At 43.8% G+C, this 14,048-nt stretch carries 7 protein-coding genes; all 7 read right to left on the minus strand.

The features are described 5' to 3' along the window. Positions 1–2 precede the first annotated feature (2 nt). Entirely contained in the window at positions 3–803 is an 801-nt protein-coding gene (locus tag QL989_RS06565) for a VOC family protein (protein WP_075169511.1), read from the minus strand. Between the two features lie 331 nt (positions 804–1,134). Further along, positions 1,135–2,319 (minus strand): elongation factor Tu, encoded by a 1,185-nt coding sequence (tuf, locus tag QL989_RS06570; protein ID WP_109875886.1) that lies wholly within the window; start codon positions 2,317–2,319, stop codon positions 1,135–1,137. Between the two features lie 62 nt (positions 2,320–2,381). After that, complete coding sequence (gene fusA, locus QL989_RS06575; protein WP_010392137.1) at positions 2,382–4,496, minus strand: elongation factor G; 2,115 nt, start codon at positions 4,494–4,496, stop codon at positions 2,382–2,384. 27 nt (positions 4,497–4,523) lie between these two features. Next, positions 4,524–4,994, minus strand: a complete 471-nt coding sequence (rpsG, locus tag QL989_RS06580) for a 30S ribosomal protein S7 (RefSeq protein WP_010392135.1) — start codon at positions 4,992–4,994, stop codon at positions 4,524–4,526. A gap of 97 nt (positions 4,995–5,091) precedes the next feature. Then, complete coding sequence (gene rpsL / locus QL989_RS06585) at positions 5,092–5,466, minus strand: 30S ribosomal protein S12 (RefSeq protein ID WP_002958885.1); 375 nt, start codon at positions 5,464–5,466, stop codon at positions 5,092–5,094. A gap of 194 nt (positions 5,467–5,660) precedes the next feature. Then, on the minus strand, positions 5,661–9,833 hold the full coding sequence (gene rpoC, locus QL989_RS06590; protein WP_054202751.1) for a DNA-directed RNA polymerase subunit beta': 4,173 nt from the start codon (positions 9,831–9,833) through the stop codon (positions 5,661–5,663). Positions 9,834–9,937: 104 nt separating this feature from the next. Continuing rightward, positions 9,938–13,963, minus strand: a complete 4,026-nt coding sequence (gene rpoB / locus QL989_RS06595; RefSeq protein ID WP_076922659.1) for a DNA-directed RNA polymerase subunit beta — start codon at positions 13,961–13,963, stop codon at positions 9,938–9,940. Positions 13,964–14,048 lie beyond the last annotated feature (85 nt).

Raw genomic sequence — 14,048 nt, forward strand, 5'->3', positions numbered from 1 at the left:
TACTAAGCTTTAATATCATCCATTGCCGATTCAATAATAGAAAAAACAGCCCCTTGAGGATCGCAAATAACACTAAAACGCCCTACATCAGGGATATCTGTAGCAGGTACGCACACTTGCCCTCCAAGGATCGCCGCTTTTTTTACATAGCTATCGCAGTTATCCACGGCAAAGTAAATCATCCAATGGGGAGGCACGTCTTCTGGCCACTCATTATTCATTTGTAGCATGCCCGCTACAGGCTTACCTGCAACTAAGAACAAGGTGTAATCCATACCTTCCATAGGCTTTATTTCACTTTGCCAACCTAGTAATTCGCAATAAAAGTGACGGCTCGCTTCGCTATCACGCGTTGCCATTTCGTGCCAATAAGGCGTGCCGAGCTCACAAGGACGCTGACATCCTATATGCTCTTTACCTTGCCATAACGCCACGGTGGCCCCGGTTGGGTCTTTAAGCATTAACATGCGCCCTGCATTCATAACATTGTGAGGCCCTGCTATAATTTGCGCGCCTAGCTTTTGCGCCTTAATTGCACATGTATCAACATCATCTACTGCAATATAGGTAAGCCAGTAGCTAGGTGTGGAATCGTCCACTTGCTCTTTAGGCATTTGGTACATGGCAGCAATATCGTCACCTTGCTTTTGAAGCATTGTGTAATATTCATCTTCGCCAATTGGCTGGTCGTCATTCCCCCATTCAAACAACGAGGTATAAAAAGCTTTTCCATCTTTCCAATTATGAGTACACAGTTCAGCCCAGCAAAATATACCTTGCGGATAATTATTTTTATTATTCATCGCCCATTTCCTGTTGTAAATTTAAGCTATTTTTAGCTTAGGCTAATAGTCTATAAGAGTCGATAGCTATTCAATGAATAGACATGTCTTTACTGAGTTTTAGCGTATAGTCATATTCCCTCCTGTGAAAAAAAGCGCTCAAATATTAAACTATAGATATTCAGAGGTTCTTAAACCGCTGGCTTCTACTCGGGGTTGATACTAACTCAGGCTACTTAGCTTACATTAGCACCGAGCAGCTAAAAGCTGATAGCTAATCACTTTTCTTCAGGCATTAAAAAACCCGAGACTATGCTCGGGTTTTTTTAGTATTAATTAGCTAGGCTAACTATTACTCTACGATAGTTGCTACAACACCAGCACCTACAGTACGGCCACCTTCACGGATAGCGAAACGAAGACCTTCGTCCATCGCGATTGGCGCGATTAGAGTTACTGTCATCTTAACGTTATCACCAGGCATTACCATTTCTACGCCTTCTGGTAACTGTACGTCACCTGTTACGTCAGTTGTACGGAAGTAGAACTGTGGACGGTAACCTTTGAAGAATGGAGTATGACGACCACCTTCATCTTTAGAAAGTACGTATACTTCTGAAGTGAATGTTGTGTGTGGGTTGATTGAACCAGGCTTAGCTAGTACTTGACCACGTTCAACGTCTTCACGCTTAGTACCACGTAGAAGTGCACCAATGTTCTCACCAGCACGACCTTCGTCAAGAAGCTTACGGAACATCTCAACACCAGTACAAGTAGACTTAGTAGTCTCTTTGATACCAACGATTTCAACTTCGTCATTCACGTTGATGATACCAGCTTCAACACGGCCAGTTACAACAGTACCACGACCTTGGATTGAGAAAACGTCTTCGATAGGCATGATGAATGGCTTATCGATGTCACGCTCTGGCTCTGGAATGTAAGAATCTAGTGCTTCTGCAAGCTCTACGATTTTAGCTTCCCATTGCTCTTCGCCTTCAAGTGCTTTAAGTGCAGAACCTTGAATTAGTGGTAAGTCATCACCTGGGAAGTCGTATTCAGAAAGAAGTTCACGAACTTCCATTTCTACTAGCTCAAGTAGCTCTTCATCATCAACCATGTCACATTTGTTCATGAACACAACGATGTAAGGAACGCCAACTTGGCGAGAAAGTAGGATGTGCTCACGAGTTTGTGGCATAGGGCCATCAGTCGCAGCAACTACTAAGATAGCGCCGTCCATTTGAGCAGCACCAGTGATCATGTTTTTAACATAATCGGCGTGACCAGGACAATCTACGTGTGCGTAGTGACGAGTAGGTGTATCGTACTCAACGTGTGAAGTTGAGATTGTGATACCACGCTCGCGCTCTTCTGGAGCGTTATCGATTGATGCGAAATCTTTAGCAACACCGCCGTATACTTTTGCAAGTACGTTAGTGATTGCTGCAGTTAGTGTAGTTTTACCGTGGTCAACGTGGCCGATTGTACCAACGTTTACGTGCGGTTTTACGCGTTCAAACTTTTCTTTTGCCATCTTAAAAAATTCCTAATAAAGAAATTAAAGCCTGACTCAGTATTGAGCCAGACAAGCTAAAATCATATAACAGCGCGAGCTGAAATTATTGTATCTGCAACCTGCTTAGAGGCTTCAGCGTACTTCAAAAACTCCATAGAGTATGAGGCACGGCCCTGTGTTGCAGATCGTAAAGCAGTCGCATAACCGAACATTTCAGATAGTGGTACCACAGCATTAATTTGCTTAAGGCCACCAAGTGCATCTTCCATGCCTTCGATCATGCCGCGACGACGGTTTAGGTCGCCAACTACATCACCCATGTTTGCTTCAGGAGTGAGTACTTCAACCTTCATTACTGGTTCTAAAAGTGCAGGGTTTGCATCTAGCGCACCTTGTCTCATAGCCAGTGAACCTGCTATTTTAAATGCCATTTCATTCGAATCCACATCATGGAATGAACCATCATATAAAGTCGCTTTAACACCAAGTAATGGGTAGCCTGCCAGTACACCTTGAGCCATTTGCTCTTGGATACCTTTGTCTACCGCAGGGATGTATTCTTTCGGCACTGAGCCACCTACGGTTTCGTTTACGAACTCGTAAATTGGGGCTTCATCATCCGAAATATCCATCGGTTCAAGTTTAAGCCAGACGTGACCATATTGACCACGACCACCTGATTGACGTACAAACTTTCCTTCAACTTCAACAGTTGAACGAATAGCTTCTCGGTATGCAACCTGCGGCTTACCAACGTTACATTCAACACTGAATTCACGTTTCATACGGTCGACAATGATATCAAGGTGAAGTTCACCCATGCCAGAGATAATAGTCTGGCCTGATTCTTCGTCAGTTTGTACGCGGAAAGATGGATCTTCTGCAGCTAGTTTTCCTAGCGCGATACCCATTTTATCCTGGTCAGCGATTGTGCGAGGCTCAACCGCAACAGAGATAACTGGTTCTGGGAACTCCATACGCTCAAGCGTAATAATAGAGTTCGGATCACACAGTGTTTCACCTGTTGTTACGTCTTTGAGACCAATAGCCGCCGCGATATCGCCTGCGTGGACTTCTTTGATCTCTTCACGTGAGTTTGAATGCATCTGAACGATACGACCAAGACGCTCACGCTTACTTTTTACTGGGTTATATACCGCGTCACCCTGTTTAACAGTACCAGAGTAAACACGGAAAAAGGTTAAAGTGCCAACAAACGGGTCTGTTGCAATCTTGAATGCAAGAGCAGCAAACGGCGCTTTATCATCAGCAGGACGCTCTTCCTCAGTACCATTTTCTAAGATACCTTGGATTTGTTTCACTTGTGTTGGTGATGGCATATATTCAACAACGCAATCAAGCACAGCTTGAACACCTTTGTTTTTAAATGCACTACCACACGTCATGGGAACAATTTCGTTCGCTAATGTGCGTTGACGCAAAGCATTTTTAATTTCTGCTTCGCTTAACTCTTCACCTTCTAAGTATTTATCCATTAGTTCTTCAGTAGCTTCAGCAGCGCTTTCAACTAAGTGAGAGCGCCACTCTTCGGCTAATTCCTGAAGTTCTGCCGGTATTGCCTCATAAGAGAAAGTCATACCCTGGTCTTTATCATTCCAGTTAATGGCTTTCATTTTAATAAGGTCAATAACACCTTTAAAGTCGTCTTCAGCGCCAATAGGCAGCTGGACTGGAACAGGCGTTGCTCCAAGACGAGATTTCACCTGGCTTACAACCGTTAAGAAGTCAGCGCCCGTGCGATCCATTTTATTTACGAAGATCATTCTCGGAACTTCGTACTTGTTCGCTTGACGCCAAACTGTCTCAGTTTGCGGCTGTACACCCGATGAAGCACAAAGAACAACTACCGCACCATCTAGTACACGTAAAGAACGCTCTACTTCGATAGTGAAATCTACGTGCCCTGGGGTATCAATAATATTGATGCGATGGTCGTCAAATTGAGCGTCCATCCCTTTCCAGAAACACGTTGTTGCAGCAGAAGTGATTGTGATACCACGCTCTTGTTCCTGCTCCATCCAATCCATAGTTGCAGCGCCATCATGCACTTCACCGATCTTATGAGAAAGACCTGTGTAGAACAGAACACGTTCTGTTGTGGTGGTTTTGCCTGCATCTACGTGAGCACAAATACCGATATTGCGGTAACGCTCAAGTGGAGTTGTACGTGCCATAAAATCCTCTTAAAGGTTAAGGACAGATTACCAACGGTAATGAGCGAATGCTTTATTCGCTTCAGCCATACGGTGAACGTCTTCACGTTTCTTAACCGCAGTGCCTTTGTTATCAGCAGCGTCAACGATTTCTTGAGCTAAACGTAAGCCCATAGATTTTTCGCCACGCTTACGTGCAGCGTCTACTAACCAACGCATACCTAATGCGTTGCGACGTACTGGACGTACTTCAACTGGTACTTGATAAGTTGAACCACCAACACGGCGAGATTTAACCTCTACCTGTGGACGGATGTTATCAAGTGCAGTTTCAAAGATTTCTAGGTGCGACTTGCCTGATTTCTCAGCAGCCACGTCTAGCGCACCATAAACGATTTTTTCAGCAGTAGATTTCTTGCCGTCTAACATTACGATGTTAACGAATTTTGCAAGAAGTTCCGATCCGAACTTAGGATCTGGAAGAATTTTACGTTGACCTATTACGCGTCTTCTAGGCATTTTGTATCTCCGGTTTATTCAGGTTTGTCCTTTTGGAACAATAACCCAAAACAATAATTAATAATATTTAGTGCTTGGCCTTACTAACGGAATACAATTAGCCTTTAGGGCGTTTTGCACCGTATTTAGAACGAGCTTGACGACGGTCGCTTACGCCTGCACAGTCAAGTGCACCACGTACAGTGTGGAAACGCACACCTGGTAAATCTTTAACACGACCACCACGGATTAGGATTACACTGTGCTCTTGAAGGTTATGACCTTCACCACCGATGTATGAAGTTACTTCGAAACCGTTAGTTAAACGTACACGAGCTACTTTACGTAACGCCGAGTTTGGTTTCTTAGGTGTAGTTGTATATACGCGAGTACATACACCACGCTTTTGCGGACACGCTTTAAGCGCAGCTGAGTTACTTTTAGTAACCTTGCTACGACGTGGCTTACGCACTAGCTGGTTAATAGTTGCCATTTAAATAGCTCCTGAAATTAAAATTACTACTGAAAAAAATAAAAAATCCGCCCTTGTTTTACGAGCATGTATTAAACGTGCAAGTAAATGGGTGGCGGAATTTTAATGAGCAAAGATTGACCTGTCAACCTAAACCGCTCGCAAGGCAGTAGATAACTACCTTGCTAAACTCTAATCCATTGATTAGATTCGGTTTATTGATTTCCAGATAAATCCGCGTTTAAGGCATCAGTCAGTGCTTGAGTCGCCTCTTCTGCACTTACCGTTTGCTCTTCAACAACGTCTTTTTGCTTACGACGAGCCATACGATCTTGATGATACGCAAAACCGGTACCGGCTGGGATCAATCGACCCACAATTACGTTTTCTTTCAGACCGCGTAACTCATCGCTCTTACCATTTACAGCGGCTTCTGTTAGGACACGAGTTGTCTCCTGGAACGAGGCTGCTGAGATGAAAGATTCTGTCGCTAGTGATGCTTTAGTGATACCCATTAGCTGGATTTCAAACTTAGCTGGGATCTTACCTTGAGCTTCAAGGTCGCGGTTTGCGATATTAACGCGTGCCACTTCAATTTGCTCACCGGCTAAGAACTCAGTATCACCACCGTCTAGAATGATACATTTACGTAGCATTTGACGAATAATAGTTTCAATGTGCTTATCATTGATCTTAACGCCCTGCAAACGGTAAACCTCTTGCACTTCGTTAACAATGTAGTTAGCAACATGAGTCACACCACGTAGGCGTAAGATGTCATGCGGTGATTCTGGACCATCGGCGATAACTTCACCTTTAGACACTTGCTCACCTTCAAACACGTTAAGTTGACGCCACTTAGGGATCATTTCTTCGTAATGATCGCCTTCAGCTGGAGTAATAACTAAACGTTTCTTACCTTTAGTCTCTTTACCGAAGCTAATCGTACCGGTGATTTCAGCTAAGATAGCTGGATCTTTCGGCTTACGCGCTTCAAATAAGTCGGCTACGCGTGGTAGACCACCCGTGATATCACGAGTTTTCGAACCTTCTTGCGGAATACGTGCTAGTACGTCACCAGGGTTTGCAGTCGCGCCGTCTGTTACTTCAATCGTAGTGAATGAAGGAAGACGTGTTTCTTGCAAGCCACGCTCATCACTTTCAATGATAAGTTTCGGCTCTTTCGCATTCGCTTTAGCAAGATCTTTAACAACTACACGAGTTAAACCCGTTAGTTCGTCAGTCTGTGCTTCAGTATTTGAATCATCGATATCGCTGAACGATACTTTTGATTTATGCTCAAGAACGATTGGGTGACTATGCGGGTCCCAAGTAGCAACAATGTCGTTACCTTGAACTTCTGCATTGTCTTGCACTGTTAATACCGCACCGTAAGGTACTTTATAACGCTCTTTCTCACGACCATAGCTATCAATGATAGTGATTTCTGTAGAACGTGAGGTAATAACAATCTTACCGTCTGTATTTAATACATACTTAGCGTTGTGAAGTTTTAATGTACCGTTAGTTTTAACTTGTACATTATTCTCAGCAGACGCTCTTGATGCCGCACCACCGATGTGGAATGTACGCATCGTAAGCTGTGTACCCGGCTCACCGATTGATTGTGCCGCGATAACACCTACTGATTCACCCGCGTTGATGATATGACCACGTGCTAGGTCACGACCATAACACTTAGCACAAACACCAAAGTCGTTATCACAGGTGATAACTGAACGTACACGAACTTCATCAACTGAGTGCTCTTCTAAAAGGTCACACAGTTTTTCGTCAAGCATGATGTTACGTTCTACAAGTACTGTATTAGTACCAGGGATAACAACAGGCTCAGCAACAACACGACCTAGTACACGTTCGCGAAGTGCTTCTACAACGTCACCACCTTCAATAAGCGGTTTCATTGTTAAGCCATCTTCTGTGCCACAATCGTCTTCATTGATTACCAAATCTTGTGCAACGTCTACTAGACGACGCGTTAGGTAACCGGAGTTCGCTGTTTTCAGTGCTGTATCGGCAAGACCTTTACGCGCACCGTGCGTTGAGATGAAGTACTGAAGTACGTTTAGACCTTCACGGAAGTTAGCCGTGATTGGCGTCTCGATGATTGAACCATCTGGACGTGCCATTAGACCACGCATACCTGCTAGCTGACGGATCTGAGCGGCACTACCACGAGCACCTGAGTCGGCCATCATAAACACTGAGTTAAATGACGGTTGCTCTTCTTCTTCACCTTGCGCATTCACTACGGTGTCTTTTGACAAGTTAGCCATCATTTCACGTGATAGATTTTCATTTACACGTGACCAAATATCGATAACTTTGTTGTACTTTTCACCAGCCGTTACAAGACCTGATTGGAATTGTTGGTTGATTTCAGTTACTTCAGCTTCTGCTGCTTCAATGATTGATGCTTTAACTGGTGGGATAACTAAGTCATCGATACCAATTGAAACACCTGACTTCATTGCGTAGTGGAAACCGGTGTACATAACTTGGTCAGCAAAAACTACTGTGTCTTTTAAACCAAGACGACGGTAACACTCATTTAGTAAGCTAGAAATTTGCTTTTTACCTAGAGCTTGGTTGATTGACTCAAACGGCATACCTTTAGGTAAAATAAGAGACAGAATTGCACGACCCACTGTAGTATCAATGATAGTAATTGTATCTTCTACAACACCATCTTCATTCGCTACTGATTGGCTAATACGTACTTTCACTTTTGCGTGAAGGTCGGCATTACCACTACGGTATGCTTTTTCTGCTTCTTTAGGATCTTTAAATACGGTGCCTTCGCCTTTGGCGTTAATGCGGTCACGCGTCATGTAATAAAGACCTAATACAACGTCCTGTGAAGGAACGATGATTGGCTCACCATTAGCAGGCGATAAGATGTTGTTTGTAGACATCATTAACGCACGAGCTTCTAGCTGCGCTTCAATTGTTAGCGGTACGTGTACCGCCATTTGGTCACCATCGAAGTCGGCGTTGTAAGCCGCACATACTAATGGATGCAAATGAATCGCTTTACCTTCGATAAGCACAGGTTCAAACGCTTGGATACCCAAACGGTGAAGTGTTGGTGCACGGTTAAGTAATACTGGATGCTCACGAATTACTTCGTCTAGTACATCCCATACTTCCGCTACTTCACGCTCAACCATCTTTTTAGCTGCTTTGATTGTCGTAGCCATGCCGCGACGTTCTAATTTGCCATAGATGAATGGTTTGAAAAGCTCTAATGCCATCTTCTTAGGAAGACCACACTGATGAAGCTTAAGTGTAGGACCAACCGTGATTACAGAACGGCCAGAGTAATCTACACGCTTACCAAGTAAGTTCTGACGGAAACGACCTTGCTTACCTTTGATCATATCAGCAAGCGATTTAAGTGGACGTTTGTTAGAACCTGTAATTGCACGACCACGACGACCGTTATCAAGTAGCGCATCAACCGCTTCTTGTAACATACGTTTTTCGTTGCGTACGATAATATCTGGTGCAGCTAAATCTAGTAGACGCTTAAGACGGTTATTACGGTTAATAACACGACGGTAAAGGTCATTTAGATCAGATGTCGCAAAGCGGCCACCGTCTAGCGGTACTAATGGACGTAAGTCAGGTGGCAATACTGGAAGTACTGTCATGATCATCCACTCAGGGTTATTACCTGATTGGTGGAACGATTCCATTAACTTAAGACGTTTAGTGATCTTTTTACGCTTAGTTTCAGAGTTAATTGTTGGTAACTCTTCACGCATCTCTGCAATTAATTGAGCAAGATCGAGTTCACGAAGCAAGTCTAATACTGCTTCAGCACCCATCTTCGCTTCAAACTCATCGCCGTGCTCTTCAAGTGCATCTAGGTATTCTTCTTCACCTAATAGCTGACCACGCTCAAGCGTTGTCATACCAGGCTCAGTTACTACGAATGATTCGAAGTAAAGAACACGTTCAATATCACGAAGCGTCATATCAAGCATTAAGCCGATACGTGACGGTAATGATTTTAAAAACCATATATGCGCAACTGGACTTGCCAGTTCTATATGACCCATACGGTCACGACGCACTTTAGTGAGTGTTACTTCAACGCCACACTTTTCACAGATCACACCACGGTGTTTAAGGCGTTTATATTTACCACATAAACACTCATAATCTTTCACTGGGCCGAAAATACGGGCACAGAATAAGCCATCGCGCTCAGGCTTGAAAGTACGGTAGTTAATAGTCTCAGGTTTCTTTACTTCACCGTATGACCATGAACGAACCATGTCTGGTGAAGCAAGACCAATGCGAATTGCATCGAATTCTTCGGTCTTATTTTGTTGCTTCAGAAACTTAAGTAAGTCTTTCACCTTAGCTCTCCTGTCGGAGTTAATCTTGAGGACGGATGTTCTCGTCCCTACATTCTATTCAGCCATAACAGATGCTGCAGCGTTAACTGCAGCATCTAATTGGCTTAATTTTCTTCCAACTCGATGTTGATACCCAGTGAGCGGATTTCTTTCAACAATACGTTGAACGATTCTGGCATACCTGGTTCCATTTTATGGTTACCATCAACGATGTTTTTATACATCTTAGTACGACCGTTCACGTCATCCGATTTCACTGTTAGCATTTCTTGTAGAGTGTAAGCAGCACCGTAAGCTTCAAGTGCCCATACTTCCATCTCACCAAAACGCTGGCCACCGAACTGTGCTTTACCACCCAGCGGCTGCTGAGTAACAAGGCTGTAAGAACCAGTAGAACGCGCGTGCATCTTATCATCAACCAAGTGGTTAAGTTTAAGCATGTACATGTAACCTACAGTTACTTGACGTTCAAACTGATCGCCAGTACGGCCATCATAAAGTGTAACCTGACCACTTCTAGGGTAGCCGCCTAGCTCTAGCATGTCTTTGATTTCGTCTTCTTTCGCGCCATCAAATGCAGGAGTAGCAATCGGTAAACCACCTTTCAAGTTTTCAGCTAAACGACGAATTTCGTCATCAGAGAAACTAGCGATATCCACAACCTGACGAGATTCACCGATCTCATAAGCTTGTTTGATGAATTCACGTAGCTCATGAAGCTCGCGTTGCTCTTTCATCATTTCTTCTAAGCGCTCACCAATACCGCGTGCAGCTAGACCCATATGCGTTTCAAGGATCTGACCGATGTTCATTCGCGATGGTACACCTAGTGGATTTAGTACGATATCTACCGTACGACCTTTGTCATCGTATGGCATATCTTCTACTGGTACGATAGTCGAGATAACACCTTTGTTACCGTGACGACCCGCCATTTTATCACCCGGTTGGATACGACGTTTAACAGCTAAGTATACTTTAACAATTTTAAGTACACCTGGTGCTAAGTCATCACCTTGAGTAATTTTACGACGTTTGTTTTCAAACTTCTTATCGTATTCAGCTTTAAGCTCATCGTACTGTGCAGCTAGTTGCTCAAGTTCAGCTTGCTTGTCTTCTTCAGCAAGGCTTTGAGTTAGTAACTTTTCAGCATTCAGTGACGTTAAGTTGTCTTCATCGAAGCCAGCTGCCACAAGTAACTTGCGAGCACGCTCTAAAACACCAGCTTCTAGAATACGGAACTCTTCGTTGAAGTCTTTCTTCGCTTCGCGAAGCTGCATGTCTTCAACTTCTAACGCACGCTTATCTTTTTCAACACCATCACGGGTGAAAACTTGTACGTCGATTACAGTACCAGTTACAGAGTTAGGTACACGTAAAGAGCTGTCTTTAACGTCAGACGCTTTTTCACCGAAGATAGCACGTAGTAGCTTCTCTTCTGGTGTTAATTGCGTTTCGCCTTTCGGAGTCACTTTACCTACTAGGATATCGCCGCCTTTAACTTCAGCACCAATATATACAACGCCTGATTCATCAAGCTTGCCTAGTGCAGATTCACCCACGTTCGGGATATCTGCTGTGATCTCTTCTGAGCCTAATTTAGTATCACGGGCGATACACTGTAGTTCTTGAATGTGGATAGTCGTTAGACGATCTTCTTCAACTACGCGCTCTGATAGTAAGATTGAATCCTCGAAGTTGTAACCGTTCCATGGCATAAATGCCACGCGAAGGTTTTGACCAAGGGCTAAGTCACCTAAGTCAGTCGAAGGACCATCTGCTAACACATCGCCACGAGTAACCGGTTCACCAACCATACAAGTCGGCTTTTGGTTAATACATGTATTTTGGTTAGAACGTGTGTACTTGGTTAAGTTGTAGATGTCGATGCCCGCTTCACCAGGGATGCGCTCTTCTTCATGTACATTAACAACGATGCGACTTGCGTCGGCATACATTACTTCACCACCACGTTTAGCAACAATCGTTACACCAGAATCTTTTGCTAGTGTTAACTCAATACCTGTACCTACTAACGGTTTGTCCGCTTTCAATGTTGGTACTGCTTGACGTTGCATGTTTGAACCCATCAATGCACGGTTAGCATCATCGTGTTCTAGGAACGGGATAAGTGCTGCCGCTACAGAGATCACCTGTTGTGGTGATACATCCATATATTGCTGGTCCATGCGACCCATAAAGGTTGATTCACCTTTGTGACGACATGGAATAAGTTCATCTACAAACTCATTGGTTTCAGTTAAGTTTGAGTTCGCCTGTGCGATAACAAACTGACCTTCTTCAATGGCTGATAGGTAATCAACTTCATCAGTTACTACACCGTCTACCACTTTGCGGTAAGGTGTTTCTAAGAAACCGTAGTCATTGGTACGTGCATACGTAGACAATGAGTTAATTAGACCGATGTTTGGACCCTCAGGAGTCTCGATTGGACATACGCGACCGTAGTGAGTTACGTGAACGTCACGTACTTCAAAGCCAGCGCGCTCACGAGTTAGACCGCCCGGACCTAATGCAGAAATACGACGCTTATGCGTTACTTCTGATAGCGGGTTATTTTGGTCCATAAACTGTGATAACTGAGACGAGCCGAAGAACTCTTTAACCGCTGCCGAAATAGGCTTAGCGTTAATAAGATCTTGTGGCATTACCGCATCAAGGTCACCTAAGCTTAAACGCTCACGTACAGCACGTTCTACACGTACTAAACCTACACGGAATTGATTCTCAGCCATTTCGCCAACACTACGTATACGACGGTTGCCTAAGTGGTCTATATCATCAACATCGCCAACACCGTTACGAATAGCAATCAATACCTTCATAACCGCTACGATGTCTTCTTTGCTTAATGTGCCAGGGCCTGTGTCTGAATCGTAACCTACACGGCTATTGAACTTCATACGACCTACTGTTGATAAGTCATAGCGTTCTTCTGAGAAGAATAAGTTCTCAAATAAGGCTTCAGCCGCGTCTTTCGTCGGTGGCTCGCCTGGGCGCATCATGCGATAAATTTCTACTAGTGCTTCTAAACGGTTGCTTGACGAGTCAATATTCAACGTATTTGACATGTAAGCGCCGCTGTCCACTTCATTGATGTATAGTGTATCAATGGTCGTGTGACCGGCTTTAACCAATTCAGCCATCATTTCAAGCGTTAGCTCGTCATTTGCAGTAGCAATGATTTCACCTGTTGACTCATCAACATAGTTCTTCGCTAATACACGGCCAATGATGTACTCATGTGGTACTTCTAATTGCTTAATGCCTTTTTTCTCGATGCTCTTGATGTGGCGAGCCGTAACACGACGACCGCTTTCAACAAGGACTTCACCGTCTTCGCTCTTGATATCAAAAGCGGCAGTTTCACCACGTAAACGTGAAGGTACAAGTTCCATAAGAACTTTACCGTCAGCGATTTCAAACGCAGTAGTATCGAAGAAGATATCTAGGATTTCTTCACTCGTGTACTCAAGTGCACGTAGGATGATAGACGCCGGTAATTTACGACGACGGTCAATACGTACATATAAGTTATCTTTTGCATCAAATTCGAAGTCTAACCATGAACCACGGTAAGGAATTACACGTGCGTTATAAAGCACTTTACCTGACGAGTGAGTTTTACCGCGGTCGTTATCAAAGAATACACCAGGGCTACGGTGTAGCTGAGAAACGATAACACGCTCTGTACCATTGATTACAAAAGTACCGGTATCGGTCATGAGCGGAATTTCGCCCATGTAAACTTCTTGCTCTTTAATGTCTTTAACTGTGCCTGGAGCTTCTTTGTCCATTACTACAAGACGCAGTTTCACGCGAAGTGGAGCAGAATAAGTCACACCGCGAATTTGACATTCTTTTACATCGAATACTGGCTCACCAATACGATAACTTACGTATTGAAGCTCAGAATTTCCCGAGTAGCTTTTAATTGGGAACACAGAACGGAAGGCAGCTTCCAAACCATGATCGCCATCAGCGTCCGGGACTAAGAATTTTTTAAACGATTCTAACTGCGTCGACAGTAAGAAAGGTATATCCAAAACTTGTGGACGTTTACCAAAATCCTTACGGATACGTTTCTTTTCAGAATAAGAGTAAGCCATGGGGTTCCTCAGCTTGCTGATCTTTGACCCGACCTGTTCTTGTAAGAACAGACTTAACTGGCATCTATGCCAAGATGTACAACAT

Origin of the sequence: Pseudoalteromonas sp. APC 3224 (assembly GCF_030407535.1) — a bacterium.
GTDB lineage: Bacteria > Pseudomonadota > Gammaproteobacteria > Enterobacterales > Alteromonadaceae > Pseudoalteromonas.